This is a genomic window from Streptomyces bacillaris (assembly GCF_003268675.1).
Classification (GTDB): Bacteria; Actinomycetota; Actinomycetes; order Streptomycetales; family Streptomycetaceae; genus Streptomyces; species Streptomyces bacillaris.
Genome location: NZ_CP029378.1, coordinates 1,214,567 through 1,239,619, shown reverse-complemented (window position 1 = coordinate 1,239,619; position 25,053 = coordinate 1,214,567). Strand labels below are relative to the sequence as shown.

The window sequence follows — 25,053 nt, the reverse complement described above, 5'->3', positions numbered from 1 at the left end:
CGTCATCAGCCGTGCAGCCCGCATTCGGTCTTGCCCCGGCCGGCCCAGCGGCCGGCCCGTGCGTCCTCGCCCTCCAGCACCCGGCGGGTGCAGGGCGCGCAGCCGACGGAGGCGTAACCGTCCATCAGCAGCGGGTTGGTGAGCACCCCGTGCTCCAGGACGTACGCGTCCACGTCGTCCTGGGTCCAGCGGGCGATGGGGGAGACCTTCACCTTGCGGCGCTTGGCGTCCCAGCCCACGACCGGGGTGCTGGCCCGGGTGGGGGACTCGTCACGGCGCAGCCCCGTCGCCCAGGCGGCGTACGCGGTCAGGCCGTCCTCCAACGGCTTGACCTTGCGCAGCGCGCAGCACAGGTCGGGGTCGCGGTCGTGCAGCTTCGCGCCGTACTCCGCGTCCTGCTCGGCCACGCTCTGGCGCGGGGTGATCGTGATGACGTTGACGTCCATCACCGCGTCCACCGCGTCCCGGGTCCCGATGGTCTCCGGGAAGTGGTAGCCGGTGTCCAGGAAGACCACGTCCACGCCCGGCAGCACCCGCGAGGCCAGATGCGCGACCACGGCGTCCTCCATGGAGGAGGTGACGCAGAAGCGCGGCCCGAAGGTGTCGGTGGCCCACTGCAGGATCTCGGTGGCGGAGGCGTCCTCCAGCTCCCGGCCCGCCCGCTCGGCCAGCTCCCGGAGTTCCTCGTCCGTCAGCTCGCCGCTGATCAGAGTGCCCGTCATATCCGTTCCCCTTCACCGTCGTTGCGCTGGACGCCCCGGGCCAGCAGGCCCAGGAACTTCAGCTGGAACGCACGGTTGCAAGAGGCACATTCCCAGGCCCCGTGGCCGGTCTCGTTGGGGCGCAGGTCCTCGTCACCGCAGTACGGGCAGTGGAACGGGGCGGCTCGCTCGCTCATGACAGCGACTCCGCACTGGCGCGCGCCGCCCAGGTGGCGAAGCGCTCGCCCTCCTCGCGCTCCTCCTGGAACTTGCCGAGCACCCGCTCGACGTAGTCCGGCAGTTCGGCCGACGTGACCTTCAGACCGCGGACCTTGCGGCCGAATCCGGCGTCCAGACCGAGCGCCCCGCCCAGGTGCACCTGGTAGCCCTCCACCTGGTTGCCCTCGCCGTCCAGCATCAACTGGCCCTTGAGACCGATGTCCGCGACCTGGATCCGGGCGCAGGCGTTCGGGCAGCCATTGATGTTGATGGTGATCGGCTCGTCGAACTCCGGGATGCGGCGCTCCAGTTCGTCGATGAGCGAGGCGCCCCGCGCCTTCGTCTCGACGATCGCCAGCTTGCAGAACTCGATGCCGGTGCAGGCCATCGTGCCGCGCCGGAACGCCGACGGCGTGACCTTGAGGTCGAGCGCCTCCAGCGCGGAGACCAGGGAGTCCACCTGGTCCTCGGCCACGTCCAGCACGATCATCTTCTGCTCGGCGGTGGTCCGCACCCGTCCGGAGCCGTGCCCCTCGGCCACCTCGGCGATCTTGGTGAGCGTGGTGCCGTCGACCCGGCCCACCCGCGCGGCGAAGCCGACGTAGAAGCGGCCGTCCTTCTGCCGGTGCACGCCCAGGTGGTCGCGCCAGGTCTGGGCGGGCTGCTCGGGCGCCGGGCCGTCGACCAGCTTCCGCTTGAGGTACTCGTCCTCCAGGACCTGGCGGAACTTCTCCGCGCCCCAGTCCGCGACCAGGAACTTCAGCCGGGCGCGGGTGCGCAGCCGCCGGTAGCCGTAGTCGCGGAAGATCCCGATGACCCCGCCGTACACGTCGGGCACCTCGTCCAGCGGCACCCAGGCGCCGAGCCGCACGCCGAGCTTGGGGTTGGTGGAGAGGCCGCCGCCGACCCAGAGGTCGAAGCCGGGGCCGTGCTCGGGGTGGTTCACGCCGACGAAGGCGATGTCGTTGATCTCGTGCGCCACGTCCAGGTGCGGGGAGCCGGAGACCGCCGACTTGAACTTGCGGGGCAGGTTGGAGAAGTCGGGGTTGCCGATGAACCGGCGCTGGATCTCCTCGATGGCGGGGGTGCCGTCGATGATCTCGTTCTCCGCGATGCCCGCGACCGGCGAGCCGAGGATCACGCGGGGCGTGTCACCGCAGGCCTCGGTGGTGGAGAGGCCGACCTCCTCGAGGCGCCGCCAGATCTCCGGCACGTCCTCGATCCGGATCCAGTGGTACTGCACGTTCTGCCGGTCGGTGAGGTCGGCGGTGCCGCGCGCGAACTCCTGCGAGATCTCCCCGATCACCCGCAGCTGCTGGGTGGTCAGCCGGCCGCCGTCGATGCGCACGCGCAGCATGAAGTACTTGTCGTCCAGCTCCTCCGGCTCCAGAACCGCCGTCTTGCCGCCGTCGATGCCGGGCTTGCGCTGGGTGTAGAGCCCCCACCAACGCATCCGTCCGCGCAGGTCGTTGGGGTCGATGGAGTCGAAGCCGCGCTTGGAGTAGATCGTCTCAATACGTGTCCGTACGTTGAGACCGTCGTCGTCCTTCTTGAACTGCTCGTTCCCGTTGAGGGGGGTGTGGTGGCCCACGGCCCACTGACCCTCGCCACGGTGGCGTCCGGCCTTGCGGCGGGGCGTGGTTGTCGCAGGCTGTTCCGGGGTAGCGGCCATGACGGGTACGTCCTTCGGGACTGCAGGAGGGCGGCTCTGAGCGGCACACTCGCGCGGAGGCGCGGCGGTGCGCGGGGCAGTGTCAGAGGTAAGAGGAGTGCGGCGGTGCTGGGACTCTCAGCCCGCCGGACAGATGGCGCTGGACATGCGGCAGAGGTCGACGTGGCGTCGACTCACCAAGGCAATTCCAGTTCCGGACATGACGGAAGCGTGTCACGCGGATCTCGGGCCAGTCCACCACTATCCACGATGTGGACGGCATGGTCCCGCAGAGTGAGATGGTATGGCGCAGGTCACGTGTCACGTCGGCGGCAATGGGGACAAATTGCCCCCGGGTGGAGCCGCTGACGGCCCCGTGACGGCCCCGGCAGCGGCTCCGCGGCGGGATCAGGCGCCGTACGCTCCCGGCCACGGCCCGGGGGTCGCCACATCCGGCTCCACCTCGGTCTTCGTGTCGAAGAGCCGGAAGCCCCGGCGCAGATAGTTGTCCATCGCGTACGGGCCGTCCTTCGAGCAGGTGTGCAGCCAGACCCGCTTCGTCGCCGGCCGGTCCGGCCACCGCTCCGCCAGGTCCCAGGCGCGTGCCACCCCGTACGAGAGGAGGTGACCGCCGATCCGCCGCCCCCGGAAGGCCGGGATCAGCCCGAAATACAGGATCTCGACCGCACCGTCGTCCTGCGGGTCCAGCTGGACGTACCCGGCCGGAGTCCCGTTCGCGTACGCCACCCAGGTCTCGGCCCCGGGCCGCTCCAGCTCCTCGCGCCACTGCTCGTACGTCATCCCCAGCCGGTCGGTCCACCGGATGTCACCGCCCACGGCGGTGTAGAGGAACCGGTTGAACTCCGGCAGCGGCACCTCGGACCGGACGATCCGCAGATCACCCTCCGGGACGGCGGCGGGCCGCAGATCGGCGGGCGAGGTCTGCTCCAGCGACCAGACGGTGACCTCGGTGGTGGTCTCGATGTCGGATGCGGGGGGCTGCGTGGGGTTGCTCATGGCGGCCAGAAAACCATGCCGCCACCCTCACGCGCACAGCGCCCCCGCCCGCCGCCCCTGGTCAGGACCGAGAGCCGCCGGTCGAGCGGGAGCCCCGGCCCCGAACCGGTGCACCCCCGGTCAGCACGGTGCCGCCCCCCGCCGCGCCCCCGTCACCACCGGCGCCTTCGAGCGCGGTAACAGGTCGGCCGGGTGCTCCGGGTGGACCACCTCCACCTCCACCCCGTCCCCGAAGCGGTACGGGCGGTGGGCCAGCACCTCCGCCAGATGGCGCCGGAGCCGGGAGACCTCGGCCCGTACCGTCACCGTCCGGGTCCCGTCCCCGAAGATGTCCTGCGCCAGCTCGGAGGCCGTACGCCCCTCCCGGTGCACCGCCAGCGCGTACAGCAGCTCCGCGTGGCGCGGCGAGAGCCGCTGCGTCGAGGTCCCCAGCGGCCCCACCAGATGCACGGCCAGCGCCCGCGGCCGGCTCAGGTCCAGCACCACCCGCCGCGGCGCCCCCTCCGCCGCACCGTCCGCCACCTGCACCAGCCAGCCCCCCGGCAGCGGCTCCACCCGGCACATGCCGAGCGAGGGCAGCCACACCCGGCCCGGCCGCAGCGACTTCGGCAGCGGCAGCCGGTCCACCGGCGGCATCCCGGTCACCGCAGCCAGCCACCCATGTGAGTCCACCGCCAGCGCCCGGCCCTCCAGTCGGCACAGGATCGGCGCCGCCACCGCCCGCAGCCGCTCGATCGCCCCCAGGTGCCGGGTGCGGATCTCGGCCTCCGCGAGCCGCGCCACCGAGTCCACCAGGGCCAGGGTCGCCGGGTGGAAGGTGGTGGCCGGACCGCTGATGTCGACGATCCCCACCAGTCGCCCGTCGCGCGGATCACGGACCGGGGCCGCCGCACACGTCCAGTTGTGCAGGGCCCGGATGAAGTGCTCGGCCGAGTGGACCTGGATCGGCGCCCGGGCGGCCAGCGCCGTACCGATCGCGTTCGTCCCCGTCGCCGCCTCCGCCCAGGCCGCCCCCTCCTCCAGGCAGATGTCATGGGCCCGGTGCATCACCGCGCTGTTGCCCTGGCGCCACAGCACCCGGCCCTCCGCGTCGGTCACCACCATGATCTGCTGTGCGGCGTCCGCGATGGAGGCGAGCCCCGCCCGCAGCACCGGCATCACCTCGCCGAGCACCGTGCTGTGCCGCCGGTGCTCGATCTCCTCCGCCTGCAGCAGCTCGCTCTCCGGCGACTGCCCGGGGTCGATGCCGCTGCGCACCACCCGGTTCCAGGAGGCGTCGATCTCCGCCCGTGGCGCGACGGCGGTCCGCTCGCCCGCCAGCCGGGCCTCCCTGGCCCGGTGGAGCAGCCGGGCCGCGCGGTCCGCCTCCTGGCCGATCACCCGCACCACCCCGGCAGAACCCGTCTGACTCATCGCCCCCACCCGTTCCCCCCGCAGCACTCCATGCTCTCCGGCCCCATCCTGCCGCTGCCCCGACGGAACCACTGCGCAGTCCACACAATGGTTGCAACCCTTTGCAACTCTGGCGATGCCCCACCAGAACGTACGAGAGTGGCAGCGTGCCGTACGCCGGGCCCGTGCCCGGCGAGCGGCGCGGTTCAAGCATGGAGGGTGGTGCCGTGTCGGCGCAGCACCACCCTCCGTCGCTCACCGCCTAATCGGCCACCGGCCGGGCCCGGGCCACAACCGAGGCCAGATCCAGACTGTGCGGCAGCGTCCCGAACGCGGCGCCCCAGTCCCCGCCCAGCCGCGACGCGCAGAAGGCGTCGGAGACCTCCGGCGGCGCCCACCGCACCAGCAGCGACCCCTGGAGCACCAGCGCCATCCGCTCCACCAGCCGCCGCGCCCGCGCCTCGATCCCCTCCAGGTCCGCCAGCTCCGTCAGCAGGTCCTTGATCGCCGCGTCCAGCCGGTGATCGGCCCCGCGCGCCTTCCCGACCTCCCGCAGGAACGCGTCCAGCGCCTGCGGCTCCCGCTGGAGCGCCCGCAGCACGTCCAGCGCCTGGACGTTCCCCGAGCCCTCCCAGATCGAGTTGAGCGGCGCCTCGCGCAGCAGCCGGGGCATCCCGGACTCCTCCACGTACCCGTTGCCGCCCAGGCACTCCAGCGCCTCACCGACGACCGGGGTGCAGCGCTTCGTCACCCAGTATTTGGCGGCGGGCACCGCGATCCGTAGGAACGCCCGCTCTTCCTCGGTGTCCGTGTCGTACGCCGAGGCCAGCCGCATCGCCAGGACGGTCGCCGCCTCCGACTCCAGCGCCAGATCGGCCAGCACGTTGCGCATCAGCGGCTTCTCGATCAGCAGCCCGCCGAACGCGCTGCGGTAGGTGGCGTGGTGGATCGCCTGCGCCACCGCCTGCCGCATCAGCGCCGCCGAACCCACCACGCAGTCCAGCCGGGTGGCCGCCACCATCTCGATGATGGTGCGCACCCCGCGCCCCTCCTCACCGACCCGGCGGGCCCAGATCCCGTCGAACTCCACCTCGCTGGAGGCGTTCGACTTGTTGCCCAGCTTGTCCTTGAGCCGCTGGATCGCGAACGCGTTCCGAGAACCGTCGGGCAGCACGCGCGGCACCAGGAAACAGCTCAGCCCGCCCGGCGCCTGCGCCAGCACCAGGAACCCGTCCGACATCGGCGCCGAACAGAACCACTTGTGCCCGGTGAGCAGATACTCCCCGTCCCCGGCCAGCGGCTCCGCCCGGGTCGTGTTGGACCGTACGTCGGTGCCGCCCTGCTTCTCCGTCATGCCCATCCCGAAGAGCACCCCGGCCTTCTCCGACGCGGGCCGCAGCCCCTCCTCGTAGACGTACGAGGTCAGCCGGGGCTCCCACTCGGCCGCCAGTACCGGGTCGGTCCGCAGCGCGGGCACCGCCGCGTGCGTCATCGAGAGCGGGCAGCCGTGCCCCGCCTCGGCCTGCGTCCAGACCAGGAACCCGGCCGCGCGCCGGACATGACCGGCCGGACGGCCCCAGGCGTCGGTCAGCCCGGCGGCGACCGCGTGGCCCAGGAGCCGGTGCCAGGCCGGGTGGAACTCGACTTCGTCGATCCGGTTTCCATAACGGTCATGGGTGCGCAGAACGGGCGGATGCTCGTTCGCCTGCGCCCCCCACTCCTGGGCCTGCGCGGAGCCCGCGGACCGTCCGAGCGCCCCGAGTTCCTCCCGTGCCACGGGCAGGACGCCCGGCTCGATGTGCCGCTCGACGGCCTCGGAGAGGGCCCGGTCGGCGGCGAAGACGTCATAGCCGACCAGCGGCGGAACCTGATTGGTCACTGTGTGGGTGGTGGCTGCCATGCCGATACGGTAAGGAGGTGCAGGCAGCAAATGAAACACCCGAGCGGCCACCGGGCCGGCTCCACCGGGCCAGAGTGCTCTACCGCAACGTCTCGAAGCGCCGGATGGCGTGGCAGTTGCTCAAGGACACCGTCAACTCGTGCATCGAGTACCGGATCCTGGGGCTCGCGGCCGAGGCGGCGTTTTTCACCCTGCTCTCCCTGCCCCCGCTGCTGCTCGGTCTGATCGGGCTGCTCGGTTACGTCGACGAGTGGACGACCACGGAGACGGTCGCCTCCATCGAGCGCAACATCCTCTCCGCCTCGGAGGCCGTGCTCTCCGAGCGCGGGGTCAACGAGTTCGCCAAACCGCTGCTCGCCGACGTCACCACCGGAGCCCGGCCCGACGTCATCTCCATCGGTTTCGCCATCGCCCTGTGGTCCGGCTCCCGCGCGGTGAACGTCTTCATCGACACCATCACCGTCATGTACGGCCTCGACGGCCACCGGGGCATCGTCAAGACCCGGCTGCTCGCCTTCCTGCTGTACGTCGTCGCCCTGCTGCTGGGCGCGGTGGTGCTGCCGCTCCTCGTCGTCGGCCCGGACCGGGTGGTGGAGTTGGTGCCCTGGGGCACCGAGGTCGTCGCCGTCCTCTACTGGCCGGTGGTGATACTGCTGACGATCGCGTTCCTCACCACGCTCTACCACGTCTCCGTTCCGGTGCGTTCGCCGTGGATCGAGGACGTCCCCGGGGCGCTCGTGGCGCTCGGGATGTGGGTGCTGGGCAGCTTCCTGCTCCGGATCTACCTCACCAACACCGTCGAAGGCCCCACGATCTACGGCTCCCTGGCGGCACCGATCGCCGTCCTGCTCTGGATCGGTATCTCCGCCTTCGCCGTCCTTGTCGGGGCGGCGGTCAACGCGGCCATCGACCGGGTGTGGCCCTCGCTCGCCACCGCCGCCGCCCGCGAGGCCACCGAGCGCGCCCGGGCCGCCCAGGCCGCCGAGTTCGTCGCCCGGACCCGCCCGGCCGCGCACGGTGGGGCGGACGACGAGGAGGACGAGGACGACGGACCGGCGTACATGCCCTCGGAGTTCCCGGAACGCTGGTCGCGCTTCCTGCCGCCGGACGACGTCAAGTCACGGCTCCAGTCGACCTGGGAGTGGGAGAAGGAACCCAAGGAACCGAAGGGCTCGAAGGACGGCAAGGACGGCAAGGGCGGCAGGGAGAACGGCAAGCAGGCCGAACGCGCCGAGCACTCCGAGCGTGCTGAGCGCACCGAGCGTGGAGAGTCGGCCGAGGACGCCGGGCACCCCCGCGACAACTCCGCGCAGCCGCCCTTCTGACCCCGCGCTAGCGTGGAGACATGTCCGAGGAACGCCCGTGCTACCAGGAACGGCCCTCCCGCCTGCCCGGTGCCGTTGTCTGGACCTGGGACGCCCCCGACCGCCCGCCGCGCGAGCCCCGCTCCGTCCTGCCCGACGGCTGCATGGACCTGATCCGGACCGGCGGACGCCTCGTGGTCGCCGGACCGGACACCCGCGCCTTCCAGGTGGCCCCGCGTGACCGGGGTTCCTGCGCCGCGATCCGCTTCGCCCCCGGCACCGCGCCCGTCCTCCTCGGTGTACCGGCGCACGAGCTGCGCGATCACCGGGCCGAACTGGCGGACCTCTGGCCCGCGGCAGCCGTACGCCGTCTCACCGAGCGGCTCGACGAGGCCGCCGACCCCGCAGCGGCCCTGGAGCGGTTCGCGCTGGACCGGATCGCGGAGACCGGGCCGCCCGACCCGCGTACGGTCGCCGTCGCCGAGGCCCTGCGCCGGGGCGGGAGCGTCGCCGCGACAGCGGCGGAGACCGGACTCGGCGCCCGCCGGCTCCACCGCCTCTCCCTGGCCGCCTTCGGCTACGGGCCCAAGACCCTGGCCCGGATCCTCCGCCTCCAGCGCGCCCTGGCCCTCATCCGCACCGGCCTCCCGTACGCCGAGGCGGCCTGCGCGGCGGGCTGCACCGACCAGGCGCACCTGGCCCGCGAGATGCGCGCCCTGGCCGGTACCACGCTGGGCGCCTACTTCTCCCCGGGCGACCCGGTGGGCGTGGCGGGCGCGAACAGCGAGACCCCGCACCCGTCCGGGTCCAGCACCACCGCGTAACGCTGCCCCCACACCGCGTCCCACGGCTTCAGATGCCCGGTGTGACCGGCCCCGGTCAGCTCCGCGTACAGCGCGTCCACCTCCTCCGGACCGTCGCACAGGAACGCCAGCCCCAGCCGCTCCCCACCCGCCGGGCGCTCCCAGTCCGGGTCGAACGAGCGGATGACGTCCTCGGTGTCCCACAGGACCCGCTGCCCGCCCGGCAGGACCGCCTCCACATGCGGGGCGGACTCGGCCCCGGCCGGGATGGCGAGGCCGAGCCTGCGGTAGAAGGCGAGCGAGGCGGGGAGGTCGGCCGTGATGATGCTGATGGCGTCGAGTCGTGGAGTCATGGGACGACCGTAGGCACCCGCCGTACCGACGGTCTTGTACGAATCGGACACGGCCGCCCCGCCGCAGGACCTCTGGCCGTCCGGACCACCGGCCACCCCCACCGAGGCCCGGCGGTCACCCCCAGCAGTCGCCCACCGCCGTCCCCGCGTCCGTCAGCGCCAGTCCCAGGTCCGCCCGCTCGGTCACCCAGCGCGTCGGGCGGTGGCGGGGGTCGCCCGTCGTCGTGTGCAGGGCGCGCTGGAGCTCCAGCAGCCGGGCAGCCCCGATCCGCTCGCCCCAGGCCAGCGGCCCGGCCGGATAGCCGAGCCCGGTCGTCACCGCCAGGTCGATGTCGGCGGGGGTGGCGAGCGACCGCTCCGCGATCGAGGCGCCCACCGCCACGATCGACGACAGCAGCCGCTGCGCGACCGAGCCCGCCGTGTCCCGTACCACCGTCACGGCGTACGGCTCGTCGCCCGCCGCCCGCGCCAGCACCGCCCGGGCGTCCCGGGCCGCCGCCGGATCGGTGGCGGCCGTCACCGCGAGCACCCGCCGACGACCGGCCGCGGGCAGCACCTCCACGCCCAGGGTCCGCCCCGGCGGCAGCCCGCCCGACCGGACCGCCCCGGACACCGTGGTCCCCCAGACCGGCACCAGCACCAGCGCCTCGGCGGACGGCCCCTCACCCCGCTCGACCCGGACCCCCGCCGCCTCCAGGGCACCGGCCAGAGCGTCCACGTACGGAGCCGTCTCCGCCGACCCGCCCGGCACCAGGAACACCGGCCGGTCCCCGTCCCCGGTCACCGCCGGTTCCGGGGCGGGTCCCTCGGCGCCCTCGCCGTACCCGTACCAGCCCTGCCCGGTCTTGCGGCCGTGCAGCCCCGCCACCACCCGGTTCGGTGTGAGGTACGAGGGGCGGAGCCGGTCCTCGTACCGGAAGCCCTGCCAGATCGAGTCGATCACCGCGGCCGTGACGTCCAGCCCGGTCAGGTCCATCAGCTCGAACGGGCCCATCCGCAGCCCCAGCACGTCCCGCGCGATCCGGTCGATGTCGGCGGGCCCGGCCACCGACTCCTCCAGCAGCGCCAGCGCCTCCGTCACCAGTCCGCGCCCCGCGTGGTTGACCAGGAAGCCGGGGGTGTCCGCCACGGTCACCGCCCGGTGCCCGCACCCCTCCACCAGCTCGGTCAGCGCGACCGGGATCTCCGGGCGGGTGGCCGCTCCCGGCACCACCTCCACGATCCGCATCAGCGGCACCGGGTTGAAGAAGTGCAGCCCGGCCAGGCGCGAGGGGTCCTGGAGGGTCGCCGCGATCCGGGTCACCGACAGGGACGAGGTGTTGGTGGCGAAGACGGCGGAGGAGGGCAGCGCCCGCTCCAGCTTCCCGAACACCTCGGCCTTGGTCTCCAGATCCTCCCGTACGGCCTCGATGACCAGCTCCACGTCCGGCCCGGCCGCCCAGGGGTCGGTCAGCGGCACGAGCCGCGCGAGGGACGCGTCCCGGTCGGCGGCGGACATCCGGCCCTTGGCCACCGCCCGTTCCAGCATCGAGGCGACGAACCCCACGGCGTCCGTCACCGCCTCGGCCCGTACGTCGCCCAGCTCCACGGTGTGTCCCGCGCTCGCCGCCCACTGGGCGATGCCGCGGCCCATGGCCCCGGCTCCGACGATCCTGATACGCATGGCAGTGGGGCCCTTTCGGCGGAAGTGGACTGAGGAGAGGGAAAAGGAGGTCAAGGGGGGTGTCAGCGGAGGTAGACGCGGTGCGGGTCGACATCGTCGCGCAGCAGCCGCAGCTCCGCATCCGTGGGCGGGTCCACCGTCGCGACCGTGTCCGCCACCTTCAGCTCCCAGCCGGTCGCGGCCCGCACCTGCCGGACGGTGACCCCGGGGTGCACGGCGACCAGCCGCAGTTCGTCCCCGACGCCGTCCCGGGCGAGGACGCCCAGCTCGGTGACGACCCGGGTGACACCGGCGCCCAGCGGGCGGATGCCGTCCGCGAGCGCCCGGTCCGGGCCGGGCGTCGTACAGAAGTCGAGGGCGGCCGCGAAGGAGCGCGGGGTGTGGCGGCGCATCACCACGAAGACCTCCCGGGCGTTGGCCATCACCTCCACGGCACCCCCGGAGCCCGGCAGCCGTACGGCCGGCCGCTCCCACTCCCCGATCACCGAGGTGTTGAGGCTGCCCCACCGGTCGATCTGCGCGGCCCCCAGGAAGCCGACGTCGATACGGCCGCCCTGGAGCACCGAGCCGAAGAGCGCGGGCATCGACAGCACCGCCTCGGCGCCCGTGATCAGCACGGCGTCCGCGATGGTCTCCGGGAGGTGGGAGGGGTGCGCGCCGCAGACCCCGGACTCGTACACCACCTCGATCTCCGGTGCCACGGTCAGCCGCGCCAGCTCGGCGGCGAGCGTCGGCAGCCCGATCCCCGCGAACACGGCCCGCTGGCCGGTCAGTTCCCGCGCGGCGACGACGGAGAGCAGCTCGGAGACGGTGACGGCCCCCGCGGACTCCGTACGCTCCCGGCTCACAGCCGCCTCCCGTAGTTCACCGGCCCGCTCAGCGCCTCGCCCACCGCGAGCGACGCCCAGAACTCCTCGCCCAGCTTCGCCACGTACTCCGCGTGGTCGGCGGTCCCGTACACCCACTCCGCCAGCCACTCCCGCAGCCGCACCGGGTTCTTGCTGATCGCGGACCAGGACCGGTAGAAGGCGTTGTCCCGGTCGTAGTAGCCCTGTGCGAACGACGGGTGCGCCCCGCGCGGGCAGACGACCACCGCGTCGACCGCGTGGGCCGGGACGACGGTACGGTTCGGGTCCGCGCGGACCACCTCGTCCGCCACCAGCTCCTCCACCACCACGACCGCCTTCTCCGCTGCGTACACCGCCTCGGCCTGGATGCCGGTCAGCCCCCAGATCTGGGTGTTGCCCCGGCGGTCGGCGCGCTGGGCGTGGATGATCGTCACGTCCGGGTTGACGGGCGGTACGACGTAGATCTCCTCGGCGGTCCCGTCGGCGGCCGGGTAGGGCGAAGTGACCTTGCGGATACCGGGGTTGACGCCCGGAAGATCACTGCCTGCGTACGAGCGCAGCGGGTGGAACGGCAGCCGCTGGGCCCCGGCGATATAACGGCAGACCATCCCGTAGTGGCTGTACTCCTCGTACGCCAGCGGCTCGGGGTCGGCGTGCTCGATGCGCCGCCGCAGCTCACCGAGCGAACCGGCGGAGGAGTTGCCCACGAAGGAGGAGACCAGCCGCGTCACGCACCCGGCGGCCAGCATCTGGTCGACCACGATGTCCGCCGTCATCCGGACGACCGTGAGGTCCCGGCGGCCCTGCCGGATGATCTCGTGCCCGGCGGCGGTCGGGACGAGATGGGTGAACCCCTCCAGGCTCACGGTGTCCCCGTCGCGGACGAAGGCGGCGACGGCCTCCCTCATCGACATGACCTTGCCCGCCGTCCGGTCCACGGTTCTCCTCACCGTCCGCGGACGCCATCGTCCGCATACGCCGCCCCCACGGTGTCAGCCGCCATTGTTGGCTGTCCAATACCGAATTAGGGTCGGATCAAGACGCCAGGAGTATCAATGGTCCGTATCAATGGTCCGAGGGAGACCCCTGGATCCGAGGGAGCCCCATGGAACTGCGCCACCTGAACGCCTTCCTCGCCGTGGCCGAGGAACTGCACTTCGGCCGGGCCGCCAAACGGCTCCAGATGGCCCAGCCGCCGCTGAGCCAGCAGATCCGCCAGCTGGAGCGGGAGCTGGGTGTCCAGCTCTTCCACCGCAACACCCGCTCGGTCCGGCTCACCAGCGCGGGGGAGTCCTTCCTCGACCCCGTACGGACCGTCCTGGACGACCTCGACACCGCCGTACGGGCGGCCAGATCGGCGGGGAAGGGGGAGTACGGCCGGGTCACCATCGGCTTCGCCGGGGCCTCCAGCCACGAGACGCTGCCCCGGCTCACCCGGGCCGTGCGCGCCGCCCACCCCGGGCTCGAACTCGTCATGACCGGCCAGACGTACGCCAACACCGCGCTCTCCCGGGTCGCGGACGGCTCCCTCGACCTCGGCTTCGTCCGGCTGCCGGTGACCCGCCCCGGCGTCGCCCACCGGGTGATCGACCAGGAGGAGCTGATCTGCGCCCTGCCCTCCGACCATCCGCTCGCTCGCCGTGTCTCCGTACCGCTGGACGTCCTCGCGGGCGAGCCGTTCGTCTCCTTCCCCGCCAACTCCGGCTCCACCGTCCGCGACGCCATGACCGAGGCCTGCGAGAGCGCCGGGTTCACCCCGCGTGTGGTCCAGGAGGCCCCCGACTCGTACACGATCCTCGCCCTGGTCGCCGCCGGGGTCGGGGTCACGCTCACGGTCACCTCCGTCCAGCACATCCAGCAGAACGGTCTGGTCTACCGCCGGCTCGCCGGACCGCCCGTCCGGCTGAGCGCCGCCCTGGCCTGGCGCCCCGACAACCCGTCCGCCGCCCTGCGCGCGGTCCTCGCGGTGGCCGAGGAAGCCCTGCCGACCCCCGCGCACCGCTGCGATTGAGACGGGCAACATCTCAATGCCGTACGCATTCGATATTGGACCGACTCAGTGACGTAATGCGAAGGTCATCCCACCGCAATGCGCCCATGCCGCCCGCCCGCCACCCCCGAGGAAGGCCCCGCCGTGCCGCTCGAAGTCGTCATCTGCGAACCGCTGCGCACCCCCATCGGCCGCTTCGGCGGGGCGTTCGCGCAGCAGACCCCGGCCTCGCTCGCCGCACACGTCATCGCCGAGGTCGTCGCACGTACGGGCATCGACCCCGACCGGGTCGACGAGGTCATCCTCGGCCACGCCTACCCCTCCGGCGAGGCCCCCGCCATCGGCCGGGTCGCCGCCCTGGACGCCGGACTGCCCACCACCGTCACCGGCACCCAGATCGACCGCCGCTGCGGTTCCGGGCTCCAGGCGGTCCTGGACGCGGCCATGCAGATCCGGGCCGGGTTCAGCGAGGTCGTGATCGCGGGCGGCGTCGACGTCATGAGCGCCGCGCCCTACTTCACCCACGACGGACGCTGGGGCATCAAGGGCCCCGGCCTCCAGCTCCACGACTCCCTCGCCCGCGCCCGGGTCACGGCGGGCGGCCGCCACCACCCGGTCCCCGGCGGCATGATCGAGACGGCGGAGAACCTGCGCCGGGAGTACGGGATCAGCCGCGCCGACCAGGACGCCCTGGCCCTGCGCTCGCAGCGGCGGGCGGCCACCGCCACCGCCGAGGGCCGGTACGCGGCGGAGACCGTCCCCGTCACCGTACGCACCCGCGAGGGCGAGACCACCGTCACCGCCGACGAACACCCCCGCCCCGACACCACCGCCGAGCAACTCGCCGCCCTCCGACCGGTGATGGCGAGGACCGACCCGGAGGCCACCGTCACGGCCGGCAACGCCAGCGGCCAGAACGACGCGGCCGCCGCCTGCCTGGTCACCAGCGCCGGGACCGCCGAACGCCTCGGCCTCACCCCACTCGCCCGCCTGGTCTCCTGCGCCCGCGCCGGGGTCCCCGCGGCCACCATGGGCATCGCCCCCGTCGCCGCCACCCGCACGGCGCTCGACCGGGCCCGCCTCACCCTCGCCGACCTGGACCTGATCGAGCTGAACGAGGCGTTCGCCGCCCAGGTCCTCGCCTGCACCAGGGAGCTGGGCCTCGGCGAGAAGGACCACGAACAGCGGATCAACGTCAACGGATCGGGCATCTCCCTCGGCCACCCGGTCGGCGCCACCGGAGCCCGCATCCTCGCCACGCTCACCCGCGAACTCCGCCGCCGCGAGGGCCGCTACGGCCTGGAGACGATGTGCATCGGCGGCGGCCAGGCCCTCGCCGCGGTCTTCGAGCGGATCAGGTCCTAGGGCCGGTCCGGCCCTCCCGGCCCGACCGGCACGTCACCCGCCGGGCGCGGGCCGCGCGTACGGATAGTGCCGGGTCCCCGCCAGCACCCCGCGGAATCAGGCGTCCACCTCGCCCTGCCCCATGGCCGCCCAGTCGGGGGTCTCGTCCACCTGTGCCCGGCCCATGCGGCGTCCCAGCTCCAGCAAGTGGGCGCCCGCCGCCGTGCGTTCGTCCGCGTACCGCTCCAGCGCGGCCCCGACCGTGGGCCCCTCCCGCAGCACCCGCTCCAGCAGAGCGCGTCCTCCAGGGCCTTGACCGCACCGCTCGCCGTGTGCGGCCTGCTCACCCCGGCCGCGTCCCCGGCCACAGGCAGCGGGGACCGGGCGGCCCGGGGCACCTGGGCATCGGCCACCGGGTGACAGGCCGTCGTCGGGTGCGTCCCCCGGGCGACGATCTCCGCCCACGCGGCCGGGAAGTGCTCCCTCGCCAACTCACGTACGTACGGCCCCGGATCGGCGCCACCGCCGGAGGAAGCGGGCGGCCTGCCGTAGAGGGCGTACGCGAGCAGCCGGTCGCCCTCTCCACGGCACCGGTCCCCGCTCGGGATCAGATAGAAGATGCCGTGCCCGCCGGGGAACCCCAGCGTCACCCACGCACCGCGCAGCAACTCCAGCTCCCGGGGGTGCCCCGCCAGCGCGCTCAGCGGGATCGCCCCGCGCCAGACCGGATAGCCGGCCGGCTCCGGGGACAGCCCCGGGGCGAGCAACTGCCGGGTGCGCGAGGCATGTCCGTCGGCCCCCACGACCACGTCGTACGTCTCCTCGCCCCGCGCGGTGGTGATCACCGCCCGCCCGTCGGGGGTCTCGCGTACGGAGGTGACGGGTCGGCCCCGCAGATACCGCACCGCCCCGGCGCTCGCCCGCAACGACCGCCAGAGCAGGCCCCAGTTGCAGGGCGTCACGGGGGAGGAGTGGCGGGCCAGCTCCCGCGTCGAGCGCCCGCCCGGCTCGCAGGTCAGCCAGACCGGGTCGCCACGGGAGCCGTCTCCATTCGCGCGTCCAGATAGCCGCAGCCGACCAGCTCCCGGTGGAGCGGCGGCGGGATCACGATCCCGAACCCCCGGTCCTGGAGTTCGGCGCCGCTCCGCTCGTACACGGTGACGTCCGCCCCGGCGCGGGAGCCCGCGACGGCGGCCGCACACCCGGCGATGCTGCCGCCGATCACCCCGATACGCAACGCGGTTGCCATGCCCTACCTCTCTCGGAGTTCCCGGAGTTCTCGAGTCCCGGGTGCTTCCGGGTGTGCGAAAGGTCCGGCCGGACAGTCCCCGCTGTCCGGCCGGACCTCGTTCCTGCGGCGGTCGGGTATCAGTCCCGCGCGTCACGGGTACGGCGCATCAGCACCGTCCCGCCGAGCAGCATGGCGGCACTGGCGCCTGCCGCCAGGCCGAGACCGGCCGCACCGGTGTCGGCCAGCCCCGGGGTCTCGGAGCCGGGGGTGTGGGCACCCGGGGTGTTGGGTCCGGGGGTCTCCGACCCGGGGGTGTCGGTCGGCGGCTGCTCGGTCGGCGGCTGCTCGGTGGGCGGCTCGTCCACCGGGGGCTCCTCGGTCGGCGGCTGCTCGGTCGGCGGCTCCTCCGTCGGGGGCTGCTCGGTCGGCGGCTCTTCGGTCGGCGGCTCTTCGGTCGGGGGCTCCTCCGTGGGGGGCTCCTCGGTCGGCGGCTCCTCGGTGGGGGGCTCCTCCGTGGGCGGCTCCTCCGTCGGGGGCTCCTCGGTGGGCGGCTCCTCGACCGGCGGCTCGGTCGGCGGGTGCTCGTCCTTCGGGCCGCTGACGTTCTTGCACGTGTTGCCGAAGACCGGGTTGAGCGCACCGACGACATTCACGGTGTTGCCGCACACGTTCACCGGGACGTGGACCGGGGCCTGCACAAGGTTGCCGGAGAGCACCCCGGGGGAGCCGACCGCCGCGCCCTCGGCGCTGGAACCGCCCGTGCGGTTCCCGCCGCCGCCGTGTCCGTAGTCGTCGTCCTGACCACTGGAACTCACGTTCGCGCAGGAGTTGCCGAACGCGGGGTTCAACAGGGCGATCACATTGACGGTGTTGCCGCACGCGTTGACCGGGACGTGCACCGGAACCTGTACGGCATTGCCCGAACCGACCCCCGGCGAGCCGACGGCAGCGCCCTCGGCCGACGCGTCGGCGTGGGCGGCGCCGCCGGTCGCGGCCAGGAGGCCCGACGCGGCCGCCATGACGATCATGCTCTTGTTCAAGGCCTGTCGCATTACTTGCCCTTCCTTAGGACATTCGCGAGGACATCGCGTGGGTGCTTCGCGCGCGGAGCCGTCGGGCGGTGCCGCTGATGTGGCGGCCCCCCGGAATCACCGCGGGAAGCCATGGTGAAAGCCGTTAACACATGCGCGCTGGACGATTGCCATAACGATCGAAGGGCGTGCGGGAAACTCGGAGGGGCGTGCAAATTCTGTAATCACCCGAACGGGTGGACCTGGTGTGCACCCCCTTTCCCTCCCCGCTGCTGGAGGAAAACGATTCATCTCCAACTTTCCCTTGCATGAGCGGTGTTGACCCCTTCCGGAACACCGTCGCGGAGGGCGCGCGGAGGGCGCGGGTCCGGATTCCTTCAACCCGTTCGGGCGAGCGCCCCCGATGACGTGTCCGCGATTCCTTCACGAACAGGTGGTCGTGCGAACAGAGGGGGTGGTGCGGGGGTGCTATAGGCGCACGCGGGCGCGGGCCGGACCTGCTTCTTCCGCGCTCCGCGCCCCCGTACCCGGCATTCGGGTGAATGCACGGAACCAAACACCCGCCGCCGAGTTGATCAGGGGGCCCCGCCACGGGGCGACCGGTACGAGAAGGGTTAATCGTGATCAAGAAGGTTCTGGCTACGGGCGCTGTCGCCGCCTCCATCCTCGGGCTCGGCTCGACGCAGGCCATGGCGATCGCCAACGACGGCGGCACCACGACGGTCAACGGCAACGGCGCTTCGCAGTCGTACGGGAACTCCGAGACCCACGGCGACTGGAGCCCGCAGTTCGCGCTGATCCAGGGTTCGCTGAACAAGCCCTGCATCGCGCTGCCCGCCAAGGCCAACCTCGGTTCGCTCGTCGGCCTGGTGCCGATCACGGTCCAGGACATCAACGTCCTGTCCTCGCCGCAGAACCAGCAGTGCACCGAGAACTCCACCCAGGCCAAGGGCGACGAGGCGCTGTCGCACATCCTCAACGACATCCCGATCCTCTCCGGCAACGGTGCCGGCAACGGCTGATCCTCAGCCGCCCTGCTCGGGCCCGGACCGTCGGCGTTCCTCCACCGCACGGTCCGGGCCCTCGTCTGCCCCTGGACGCGGTCACCGGTCCGCCGTCCGCGTCCACCGCCGTACATCCCGCCGGGCATTGCGGCATTCGGGCGGATATCCGGGAATCCGCTCGTCGGACAGTTTCGAACCCGGGCGTTCATCGTTACGTAGGACAGCGCCGGAGTCCCGAGAGATCAGGACCTGGCTCGGGCGGACACGACCGTCGTGACCGCACCGGACTCCGCCGAGGAAAGGGAAAGAAAAGTGAAGTACACCAAGGTTGCCGCCGTCGCCGCCGGAACGCTCATGGCGATGGGCGTCGCCGCGCCGGCCATGGCCGACTCGGGCGCCGAGGCCATCGCCGCGGGCTCCCCGGGCGTGCTGTCCGGCAACGTCGTGCAGGTCCCGGTGCACATCCCGGTCAACATCTGCGGCAACACCGTCAACGTGATCGGCCTGCTGAACCCGGCCTTCGGCAACACCTGCATCAACCAGTAAGCAGGTGACCGGCCGGGCCCGCGCCCGGAATCGGTCGGCCCCGGGCGGCAACTGCCGCCCGGGGCCTCTGTTTTGTCCACCGGCCCTTTCGGCCTCGTCGGAGAAATTCCCGCGGGCGCAGTTTCCCGTCCGCGACCTGATCGTTATCCCGGGGGAAAGCGGCAGAAGTCACAGGCGAAGAAAGCCTGTGTGCGGCACGGAAACGTGACCGAGGCCGACGCCGCGTAGAAGGGAACCAGAAAAGTGAAGTACGCGAAGACCGCCGCCCTTGTCGTCGGTTCCGTGGCTGCCCTCGGAACGGCCGCTCCCGCCTTCGCGGCCACGACCCCCACGGCCCCCAACTTCAGCCTCGACAGCGGCCTCAACCAGGTGATGGCCAGTGCCCCGCAGGTCGTCGACCCGCTGGTGGACACGGTCGCCGAGACCACCGAGACGGTCTCCAAGGACGGCACGGTCGGCAAGCTGGCGGGCCAGGCGACCGGTGCGGCCGAGGGCGCCGCCCCGCTGCTCGGTGGGATTCCCCTCGGGCGCTGACCGCCGCGGCACGAGCCGTTCCGCTGGTCCCTTCACCGCTCCGCATCCGTATCCATATCACTTCCCGGAAGGTCTCCCCATGCTGAAGAAGATCATGGCCTCCGCGGCGGTCGCCGCCTCGGTCGTCGGCGTCTCCGCCGCCACCGCCCCCGCCGCGATGGCGATCGCCAACGACGGCGGTACCACGACGGTCAACGGCAACGGCGCCTCGCAGTCGTACGGCAACTCCGCCACCTACGGCGACTGGTCCCCGCAGTTCGCGCTGATCCAGGGCTCGCTGAACAAGCCCTGCATCGCGCTGCCGCTCAAGGGGAACCTCGGCTCCCTCGTCGGCGTCGTGCCGATCTCGGTCCAGGACATCAACGTCCTGTCCTCGCCGCAGAACCAGCAGTGCACCGAGAACTCGACCCAGACGAAGGGCGACGAGGCGCTGTCGCACCTGCTCAGCGACATCCCGATCCTCTCGGGCAACGGCGCCGGCAACAACTGAGTCCGGGCGGTACGTGGGGGCCGGTCCGTGCGGACCGGCCCTTCGCCGTGTCCCGGTGCCTCCGGCCGGGGTATCCGGTTGGGCCGGATGCCGTAGCCCCGGCTGACGGACGGCGCCCGGCCGGGTAGGGCCTCCGCATGGATCCGTACGACAGTCAGACCTCGCAGAGCAGAGAGCCATGGCCCGCACCGGCCGGCAGCACCCCGATCTACGACCGGCTCGTCGCCGAGTGGCGGGCGGCCGGGCACGAACACCCGCCGGCCGGACCGTCCCTGTCCGAACCCCCGTCGCCCGAACGCCCGCACCAGGAGCCCGCGCCCCGCGGCACCTTCGTACCGGCGGCACGCGCGCCGGAGGAGGCGCTCGGCGGCTGAACCCGTGGGGGAACTGGGCAGTGGCGTCGACCTTGCGCCGGAACGAACCCATTTGAGTGGTACTGCGCAACCGATCGGGCCCCCGGGCAGTTGATCAGTACGTTCCACAACGGGACGCTCCGAAAGGTGAAGTTGATGAAGAAGATGATGGCCGGCGCCGCAGTGGCCGTGTCCCTGCTCGGCCTGTCCGCAGTCGCGGCTCCCACGGCCATGGCGATCGGCAACGACGGTGGCACCACCACCGTCAACGGCAACGGTGCCGAGTCGGAGATCGGCAACGCCGTGACCAAGGGCGACTGGAGCCCGCAGAACCAGCTCGTCCAGGGCACCCTGAACAAGCTCTGCGTCGGCCTGCCTGCCAAGGTCAACGTCGGTTCGCTCGTCGGCCTCGTGCCGGTCACGGTCCAGGACATCAACGTCCTGTCCAACCCGCAGAACCAGCAGTGCACCGACAACTCGACCCAGGCCAAGGGCGACGAGCCGCTGTCGCACATCCTGGACGACATCCCGGTCCTCTCGGGCAACGGCGTCGGCAACAACTGACGCACCACGGCCTGACACGCAACGAGCGCGGGCGGCCCGGGGTTCTCTCCCCGGGCCGCCCGCCCGTGTTGTTGCGGCAGTGCGGGGCGCATACGGCGATGCCCACCACCCCACGGGGTGGTGGGCATCGCCGTATGCGCCGGCCGGGAAGGCGCGGATCAGCCGAGGGAGCGGACCGGGAGCAGGCAGTGGGCGGCGGTACGGACGACCTCCTCGTTCGCTGCGAAGGCCCGCAGCTGGTCCTCGCTGACCGGCTGCCCCGGAACGGCCTCCGGCCACGGGGCGGTGGCGAACATCCCGTACACCTGGCCCTGCGCCAGCGCGGCCGCCAGCCACTCCGGGGGAGCGGGGTACTGCGCCTTCAGGTGAGGCATCGTCAGGACGGCCTGGCCCGCCTGGACGAGGAGCTTCGCCTGGATGCCGGGGGCCTCGGCCGCGTCCTGGATCGGGCCGCCGACCTGGAGGCCCGCCCGCTCCAGCGCGATCCTCAGCGCCTCCCGGCCGGCCTCCGGGCCGTCCTGCCCGTCCCCGAGGGAGTAGGAGAGCAGATAGGCGGTGTCCTGGTCGGCGTCGGGCTGGCGGCTGCTCCAGCCGATCAGGATCTGGGTGCCCAACTGGGCAGGGGAGAAGGTGCCGGTGGAGGTCTGAGGTGTGGTCATGACCGGCACCCTAATGGCCCCGGACCGGTCGTTATGCACGCGTATCACCCGATCGAGGGAGATGGGCGGGATCCGGGCGGGGGCCGGAAAATCCGTTGACGCCGCCGGGAGCGGCCGGGCTAAGGTGTGCCGCGTCGGACAACCGGCGAACCGTTCGAGGAACCAGGAGGTGAGGACATTGATGACTGTCGTTGCGGTGGGCACTGCCCACAACCCGAAGAGCGTCGTTCCCACCCCCGTGGCTACCGGCTGACCCACTCACGTACACCACGTACGTCTCCTTCTCCCGCGCCGAGAGCGCGGTGCCGGGGCCACCCTGTGAAGGGTTTCCCTTGTCTTTCCCGATTCTTCCGGTTCCGTTTTCCTCCTCGCATCCGCTGGCCCCGTACGGATGGGACGACGGCTGGGCGGCCGCCTTCTCCCCCTACGCCGACCAGGGCCTCGTACCGGGGCGGGTGCTGCGCGTCGACCGCGGCCGGTGCGATGTCATCACCCCCGACGGCCCGGTCCGGGCCGACACCGCGTTCGTGGTGCCGCGCGACCCGATGCGGATCGTCTGCACCGGCGACTGGGTGGCGCTCGACACGGACGGCGACCCGCGGTTCGTCCGTACGCTGCTCCCGCGCCGGACCGCCTTCGTCCGCTCGACCTCGTCCGAGCGGTCCGAGGGGCAGGTCCTCGCCACCAACATCGACCACATCGCCATCTGCGTCTCGCTCGCCGTCGAGCTGGACCTCGGGCGGATCGAGCGCTTCCTCGCCCTCGCCCTGTCCAGCTCGGACGGGGCCGCCCTGCTGGGCGACGGCCGCGGCCCGGGGGAGCACCGGCCGGAGCCGGTCGTGCTGCTCACCAAGGCCGACCTGGTGCCCGACGCGGTCACCCTCTCCCACCTCGTCCAGGACGTCGAGGCCGTCGCCCCCGGCGTCCAGGTGCTGCCCGTCAGCTCCACCACCGGGGAAGGGCTCGACGTGTTCGGCGCGCTCGTCTCCGGCGGCACGAGCGTGCTGCTCGGCATCTCCGGGGCCGGCAAGTCCACCCTCGCCAACACCCTGCTCGGCCTGGACGTGATGGAGGTGCGGGCCGCCCGGGAGGTCGACGGCAAGGGCCGGCACACCACCACGACCCGCAACCTGCTCGTCCTGCCGCAGGGGGGCGTCCTCATCGACACCCCCGGGCTGCGCGGGGTCGGCCTCTACGACGCCGGGACCGGGGTCGGCGAGCTGTTCTCGGAGATCGAGGAACTGGCGGCCCGCTGCCGGTTCCACGACTGCGCCCACCGCAGCGAGCCCGGGTGTGCCGTGCTCGGTGCGCTGGAGGACGGTTCGCTCCCCGACCGGCGGCTGGAGAGCTACCGCAAGCTGCTGCGCGAGAACCAGCGGATCGTCGCCAAGACGGACGCCCGGGTGCGCTCGGAGATCCTCAAGGACTGGAAGCGCAAGGGCGCCGAGGGGCGTGCGGCCGGGCAGGCCAAGCGCGGCGGCCGGGTGCGGTAGCCCTCGGAGCCCGTACGGCCCGACGTCCGAAAACCGCCAGTGCGGCAGCGGCGGCTGCCGCACACTGGACGGTGTGATGGACGACCGGAGCAGGTACGAGGCGGTGAGCAGCCGTGACGCACGGTTCGACGGAGCCTTCTTCTTCGCCGTCGTGACCACCGGCATCTACTGCCGGCCGAGCTGCCCCGCCGTCACCCCCCGACGCGCCAACGTGCGCTTCTACCCCACGGCGGCGGCCGCCCAGGCGGGCGGGTTCCGGGCCTGCCGCCGCTGCCGCCCCGACGCCGTGCCCGGCTCGGCCGAGTGGAACGTCCGCGCCGATGTCGTCGGCCGCGCCATGCGGCTCATCGGTGACGGCGTGGTCGACCGCGAAGGCGTCCCCGGGCTGGCCGGGCGGCTCGGCTACAGCGCCCGGCAGGTCCAGCGCCAGCTCAATGCCGAGCTGGGCGCCGGACCCGTCGCGCTCGCCCGCGCCCAGCGCGCCCACACCGCCCGGGTGCTCCTCCAGACCACCGTGCTGCCCGTCACCGAGATCGCCTTCGCGGCCGGGTTCGCCAGTGTGCGGCAGTTCAACGACACCATCCGCCGGATCTACGCCCGTACCCCCAGCGCCCTGCGCGCGGAGGCCGGGACCGGGCTCGGCGGCGGCCGGGCCACGGGGCTGCGCGCCGGGATCCCGCTGCGACTCGCCCATCGGGGCCCGTACGCCGCCGGGGCCGTCTTCGACCTGCTCGGGGAGGGGGCCGTGGCCCGGGTCGAGGAGCTGACCGGGGAGCCGGGGCGCCGCACCTACCGGCGTACGCTGCGGCTGCCGTACGGGACCGGGATCGTCGCCGTCGACGAGGCGTCCCCCGGACCGTGGCTGGAGGCCCGGATCCACCTCACCGATCTCCGCGACCTGACCACCGCCGTACAGCGGCTGCGGCGCCTGTTCGACCTGGACGCCGATCCGTACGCCGTCGACGAGGCCCTGGCCGCCGACCCCCGGCTCGCCCCGCTGGTCGCCGCCCGCCCCGGGCTGCGCTCGCCGGGCGCCGCGGACCCGGAGGAGGAGGCCGTACGGGCGCTGGTGGGGCGGGAGCGGGCGGCGGAGTTGGTCGAGCGGTACGGGAAGGTGCTGGACGTGCCGTGCGGCGCGCTCACCCATGTGTTCCCCGAGCCGGGCGTGCTGGCCGGTGCCGCCCCCGACCCCGCCCTGCGGACCCTGGCCGCCGCGCTCGCCGACGGGCAGCTGCGGCTGGACGCCGGGGCCGACCGGGCGGAGGCGGAACGCGTGCTGGCCACCCTGCCCGGGGTTGACCGGCGGACCGCCGCGCTGGTCCGGATGCGGGCGCTGGGCGACCCGGACGTGGACCCGTACGGGACACCGGGGGCCGAGCGGTGGCGGCCCTGGCGCTCGTACGCCGTACGCCATCTGGAGACCGCCGTACGGGAGGCCGCTCCGCGCGCCGGGCGCGGTCACCCCCAGAGCAGCGCGCCCAGCCAGGCCCCCGCCACCAGCAGGCAGGCGAACAGCTCCACCAGCGTCGCGTAGCCCGTCGCCCGCATCACCGAGCGCACGGACGTCCCCGCCGCCCCGCGACTGCCCAGCCGCAGCCGCTCCGCCCCGTAGATCGCCCCCACGAACCCGGCGATCCCGCCCACCACGGGCACCACGAAGAAGCCCACGATCCCCGCGACCCCGCCGATCATCACCGTCCGGCGGGGCGCCCCCGACTCACCCGGGCGGCGGGGCGGCAGCAGCGGCTTGAGGGCCTGGTTCAACAGCATCAGGGCCGTTGCGCCGATCAGGACACCCCAGGCCGTCGGGGTCATGTCCGTCAGCGCCCACCAGAGCACCGCGGCCCAGACGATCGCCTGGCCCGGCACGCCCGGCAGCAGGACCCCGACCAGCCCCAGCAGCATGACCAGGCCCACGGCGACGAGCTGCCACACACTCATCCGACCAGCGTGCCGGAGAGAG

At 72.8% G+C, this 25,053-nt stretch carries 27 protein-coding genes and 1 pseudogene; 12 read left to right on the top strand and 16 right to left on the bottom strand.

All coding sequences use genetic code 11. The features are described 5' to 3' along the window. Positions 1–5: 5 nt before the first annotated feature. From DJ476_RS05100 to DJ476_RS05075, 7 genes and pseudogenes are all read right to left on the bottom strand, one after another. Positions 6–722, bottom strand: coding sequence for a phosphoadenylyl-sulfate reductase (locus tag DJ476_RS05100; protein WP_112489950.1), 717 nt, complete (start codon positions 720–722; stop codon positions 6–8). Beyond that, positions 719–898 carry a hypothetical protein gene (locus DJ476_RS05095; RefSeq protein WP_103417501.1) on the bottom strand — a complete coding sequence of 60 codons (180 nt, stop codon included), beginning with the start codon at positions 896–898 and terminating at the stop codon, positions 719–721. Before DJ476_RS05095 ends, DJ476_RS05100 begins: the two co-directional genes overlap by 4 nt. Beyond that, positions 895–2,592, bottom strand: a complete 1,698-nt coding sequence (locus DJ476_RS05090) for a nitrite/sulfite reductase (protein ID WP_103417502.1) — start codon at positions 2,590–2,592, stop codon at positions 895–897. Before DJ476_RS05090 ends, DJ476_RS05095 begins: the two co-directional genes overlap by 4 nt. Positions 2,593–2,709: 117 nt before the next feature. Then, positions 2,710–2,781, bottom strand: a pseudogene (locus tag DJ476_RS35380) (putative leader peptide); the annotation flags it as partial. A 198-nt stretch (positions 2,782–2,979) separates the two neighbouring features. Continuing rightward, positions 2,980–3,588 (bottom strand): GNAT family N-acetyltransferase, encoded by a 609-nt coding sequence (locus tag DJ476_RS05085; RefSeq protein WP_112489949.1) that lies wholly within the window; start codon positions 3,586–3,588, stop codon positions 2,980–2,982. 120 nt (positions 3,589–3,708) lie between these two features. After that, positions 3,709–5,001: a helix-turn-helix domain-containing protein gene (locus DJ476_RS05080; RefSeq protein ID WP_112492440.1), complete on the bottom strand. Its 1,293-nt coding sequence runs from the start codon at positions 4,999–5,001 to the stop codon at positions 3,709–3,711. A gap of 241 nt (positions 5,002–5,242) precedes the next feature. Beyond that, the gene (locus DJ476_RS05075; RefSeq protein ID WP_112489948.1) at positions 5,243–6,880 is read right to left on the bottom strand and encodes an acyl-CoA dehydrogenase family protein; all 1,638 of its coding nucleotides are present in this window, start codon (positions 6,878–6,880) and stop codon (positions 5,243–5,245) included. A gap of 17 nt (positions 6,881–6,897) precedes the next feature. Between DJ476_RS05075 and DJ476_RS05070 the strand changes: the two genes are divergently transcribed. Both DJ476_RS05070 and DJ476_RS05065 read left to right on the top strand, forming a co-directional pair. After that, positions 6,898–8,205 carry a YihY/virulence factor BrkB family protein gene (locus tag DJ476_RS05070; protein WP_318294368.1) on the top strand — a complete coding sequence of 436 codons (1,308 nt, stop codon included), beginning with the start codon at positions 6,898–6,900 and terminating at the stop codon, positions 8,203–8,205. A gap of 20 nt (positions 8,206–8,225) precedes the next feature. Further along, positions 8,226–9,008 (top strand): DUF6597 domain-containing transcriptional factor, encoded by a 783-nt coding sequence (locus tag DJ476_RS05065; RefSeq protein ID WP_112489946.1) that lies wholly within the window; start codon positions 8,226–8,228, stop codon positions 9,006–9,008. Here DJ476_RS05065 and DJ476_RS05060 read toward each other — a convergent pair. The 4 genes from DJ476_RS05060 to DJ476_RS05045 all read right to left on the bottom strand — a co-directional run bounded on the left by DJ476_RS05060 (position 8,924) and on the right by DJ476_RS05045 (position 12,789). Continuing rightward, complete coding sequence (locus DJ476_RS05060) at positions 8,924–9,340, bottom strand: VOC family protein (RefSeq protein ID WP_181006469.1); 417 nt, start codon at positions 9,338–9,340, stop codon at positions 8,924–8,926. The genes DJ476_RS05065 and DJ476_RS05060 overlap by 85 nt on opposite strands. A 115-nt stretch (positions 9,341–9,455) precedes the next feature. Then, entirely contained in the window at positions 9,456–11,003 is a 1,548-nt protein-coding gene (locus DJ476_RS05055; protein ID WP_112489945.1) for a 3-hydroxyacyl-CoA dehydrogenase, read from the bottom strand. A gap of 62 nt (positions 11,004–11,065) precedes the next feature. After that, a complete protein-coding gene (locus tag DJ476_RS05050; RefSeq protein ID WP_112489944.1) occupies positions 11,066–11,851 on the bottom strand; it encodes a CoA-transferase subunit beta in 786 nt (261 codons plus the stop codon). Further along, the gene (locus DJ476_RS05045) at positions 11,848–12,789 is read right to left on the bottom strand and encodes a CoA transferase subunit A (protein ID WP_181006470.1); all 942 of its coding nucleotides are present in this window, start codon (positions 12,787–12,789) and stop codon (positions 11,848–11,850) included. The genes DJ476_RS05050 and DJ476_RS05045 overlap by 4 nt, the downstream gene beginning before the upstream one ends. A 167-nt stretch (positions 12,790–12,956) precedes the next feature. Here DJ476_RS05045 and DJ476_RS05040 point away from each other — a divergent pair, with 167 nt between their 5' ends. Both DJ476_RS05040 and DJ476_RS05035 read left to right on the top strand, forming a co-directional pair. Next, positions 12,957–13,862, top strand: a complete 906-nt coding sequence (locus tag DJ476_RS05040; protein ID WP_112489943.1) for a LysR family transcriptional regulator — start codon at positions 12,957–12,959, stop codon at positions 13,860–13,862. Between the two features lie 123 nt (positions 13,863–13,985). Beyond that, the gene (locus DJ476_RS05035; RefSeq protein ID WP_112489942.1) at positions 13,986–15,206 is read left to right on the top strand and encodes an acetyl-CoA C-acetyltransferase; all 1,221 of its coding nucleotides are present in this window, start codon (positions 13,986–13,988) and stop codon (positions 15,204–15,206) included. Here DJ476_RS05035 and DJ476_RS05030 read toward each other — a convergent pair. The 3 genes from DJ476_RS05030 to DJ476_RS05025 all read right to left on the bottom strand — a co-directional run bounded on the left by DJ476_RS05030 (position 15,203) and on the right by DJ476_RS05025 (position 17,468). Further along, on the bottom strand, positions 15,203–16,147 hold the full coding sequence (locus DJ476_RS05030; RefSeq protein WP_318294367.1) for a Rossmann-fold NAD(P)-binding domain-containing protein: 945 nt from the start codon (positions 16,145–16,147) through the stop codon (positions 15,203–15,205). The genes DJ476_RS05035 and DJ476_RS05030 overlap by 4 nt on opposite strands. Positions 16,148–16,200: 53 nt before the next feature. Further along, complete coding sequence (locus DJ476_RS35375; RefSeq protein WP_277627668.1) at positions 16,201–16,434, bottom strand: hypothetical protein; 234 nt, start codon at positions 16,432–16,434, stop codon at positions 16,201–16,203. A gap of 119 nt (positions 16,435–16,553) precedes the next feature. Next, on the bottom strand, positions 16,554–17,468 hold the full coding sequence (locus tag DJ476_RS05025; RefSeq protein WP_112489941.1) for a chaplin: 915 nt from the start codon (positions 17,466–17,468) through the stop codon (positions 16,554–16,556). A 599-nt stretch (positions 17,469–18,067) separates the two neighbouring features. On the opposite strand from DJ476_RS05025, the gene DJ476_RS05020 reads away from it, so the two are divergent. From DJ476_RS05020 to DJ476_RS04995, 6 genes are all read left to right on the top strand, one after another. Beyond that, complete coding sequence (locus tag DJ476_RS05020; protein ID WP_070204601.1) at positions 18,068–18,469, top strand: rodlin; 402 nt, start codon at positions 18,068–18,070, stop codon at positions 18,467–18,469. Between the two features lie 294 nt (positions 18,470–18,763). Continuing rightward, the gene (locus tag DJ476_RS05015; protein ID WP_019767293.1) at positions 18,764–18,997 is read left to right on the top strand and encodes a chaplin; all 234 of its coding nucleotides are present in this window, start codon (positions 18,764–18,766) and stop codon (positions 18,995–18,997) included. A gap of 243 nt (positions 18,998–19,240) precedes the next feature. Beyond that, a complete protein-coding gene (locus DJ476_RS05010) occupies positions 19,241–19,531 on the top strand; it encodes a hypothetical protein (protein ID WP_019767294.1) in 291 nt (96 codons plus the stop codon). A gap of 79 nt (positions 19,532–19,610) precedes the next feature. Next, entirely contained in the window at positions 19,611–20,021 is a 411-nt protein-coding gene (locus DJ476_RS05005; protein ID WP_070204600.1) for a rodlin, read from the top strand. 137 nt (positions 20,022–20,158) lie between these two features. After that, positions 20,159–20,395: a hypothetical protein gene (locus DJ476_RS05000; protein ID WP_112489940.1), complete on the top strand. Its 237-nt coding sequence runs from the start codon at positions 20,159–20,161 to the stop codon at positions 20,393–20,395. A gap of 135 nt (positions 20,396–20,530) precedes the next feature. Beyond that, positions 20,531–20,938: a rodlin gene (locus DJ476_RS04995; RefSeq protein ID WP_018491586.1), complete on the top strand. Its 408-nt coding sequence runs from the start codon at positions 20,531–20,533 to the stop codon at positions 20,936–20,938. Between the two features lie 158 nt (positions 20,939–21,096). Here DJ476_RS04995 and DJ476_RS04990 read toward each other — a convergent pair whose 3' ends face one another. Then, positions 21,097–21,597 carry a DUF5949 family protein gene (locus DJ476_RS04990; protein ID WP_053558707.1) on the bottom strand — a complete coding sequence of 167 codons (501 nt, stop codon included), beginning with the start codon at positions 21,595–21,597 and terminating at the stop codon, positions 21,097–21,099. 332 nt (positions 21,598–21,929) lie between these two features. Between DJ476_RS04990 and rsgA the strand changes: the two genes are divergently transcribed. Both rsgA and DJ476_RS04980 read left to right on the top strand, forming a co-directional pair. Further along, the gene (gene rsgA / locus DJ476_RS04985; RefSeq protein WP_112489939.1) at positions 21,930–23,090 is read left to right on the top strand and encodes a ribosome small subunit-dependent GTPase A; all 1,161 of its coding nucleotides are present in this window, start codon (positions 21,930–21,932) and stop codon (positions 23,088–23,090) included. Between the two features lie 76 nt (positions 23,091–23,166). Next, complete coding sequence (locus DJ476_RS04980) at positions 23,167–24,624, top strand: DNA-3-methyladenine glycosylase 2 family protein (RefSeq protein ID WP_103417515.1); 1,458 nt, start codon at positions 23,167–23,169, stop codon at positions 24,622–24,624. Here DJ476_RS04980 and DJ476_RS04975 read toward each other — a convergent pair. Beyond that, positions 24,549–25,031: a DUF456 domain-containing protein gene (locus DJ476_RS04975; protein WP_103417516.1), complete on the bottom strand. Its 483-nt coding sequence runs from the start codon at positions 25,029–25,031 to the stop codon at positions 24,549–24,551. The genes DJ476_RS04980 and DJ476_RS04975 overlap by 76 nt on opposite strands. Between the last annotated feature and the right edge of the window lie 22 nt (positions 25,032–25,053).

Excerpts from the sequence above, each read along its gene's own strand:
- DJ476_RS35375 (WP_277627668.1), bottom strand. The coding sequence starts at position 16,434 with ATGGCAACCGCGTTGCGTATCGGGGTGATCGGCGGCAGCATCGCCGGG.
- DJ476_RS05055 (WP_112489945.1), bottom strand. The coding sequence starts at position 11,003 with ATGCGTATCAGGATCGTCGGAGCCGGGGCCATGGGCCGCGGCATCGCC.
- DJ476_RS05100 (WP_112489950.1), bottom strand. The coding sequence starts at position 722 with ATGACGGGCACTCTGATCAGCGGCGAGCTGACGGACGAGGAACTCCGG.
- DJ476_RS05025 (WP_112489941.1), bottom strand. The coding sequence starts at position 17,468 with ATGCGACAGGCCTTGAACAAGAGCATGATCGTCATGGCGGCCGCGTCG.
- DJ476_RS04980 (WP_103417515.1), top strand. The coding sequence starts at position 23,167 with ATGGACGACCGGAGCAGGTACGAGGCGGTGAGCAGCCGTGACGCACGG.
- DJ476_RS05040 (WP_112489943.1), top strand. The coding sequence starts at position 12,957 with ATGGAACTGCGCCACCTGAACGCCTTCCTCGCCGTGGCCGAGGAACTG.
- DJ476_RS05000 (WP_112489940.1), top strand. The coding sequence starts at position 20,159 with ATGGATCCGTACGACAGTCAGACCTCGCAGAGCAGAGAGCCATGGCCC.
- DJ476_RS04995 (WP_018491586.1), top strand. The coding sequence starts at position 20,531 with ATGAAGAAGATGATGGCCGGCGCCGCAGTGGCCGTGTCCCTGCTCGGC.
- DJ476_RS05095 (WP_103417501.1), bottom strand. The coding sequence starts at position 898 with ATGAGCGAGCGAGCCGCCCCGTTCCACTGCCCGTACTGCGGTGACGAG.
- DJ476_RS05005 (WP_070204600.1), top strand. The coding sequence starts at position 19,611 with ATGCTGAAGAAGATCATGGCCTCCGCGGCGGTCGCCGCCTCGGTCGTC.
- DJ476_RS05065 (WP_112489946.1), top strand. The coding sequence starts at position 8,226 with ATGTCCGAGGAACGCCCGTGCTACCAGGAACGGCCCTCCCGCCTGCCC.
- DJ476_RS05090 (WP_103417502.1), bottom strand. The coding sequence starts at position 2,592 with ATGGCCGCTACCCCGGAACAGCCTGCGACAACCACGCCCCGCCGCAAG.
- DJ476_RS04990 (WP_053558707.1), bottom strand. The coding sequence starts at position 21,597 with ATGACCACACCTCAGACCTCCACCGGCACCTTCTCCCCTGCCCAGTTG.
- DJ476_RS05085 (WP_112489949.1), bottom strand. The coding sequence starts at position 3,588 with ATGAGCAACCCCACGCAGCCCCCCGCATCCGACATCGAGACCACCACC.
- DJ476_RS05060 (WP_181006469.1), bottom strand. The coding sequence starts at position 9,340 with ATGACTCCACGACTCGACGCCATCAGCATCATCACGGCCGACCTCCCC.
- DJ476_RS05080 (WP_112492440.1), bottom strand. The coding sequence starts at position 5,001 with ATGAGTCAGACGGGTTCTGCCGGGGTGGTGCGGGTGATCGGCCAGGAG.
- DJ476_RS04975 (WP_103417516.1), bottom strand. The coding sequence starts at position 25,031 with ATGAGTGTGTGGCAGCTCGTCGCCGTGGGCCTGGTCATGCTGCTGGGG.
- DJ476_RS05075 (WP_112489948.1), bottom strand. The coding sequence starts at position 6,880 with ATGGCAGCCACCACCCACACAGTGACCAATCAGGTTCCGCCGCTGGTC.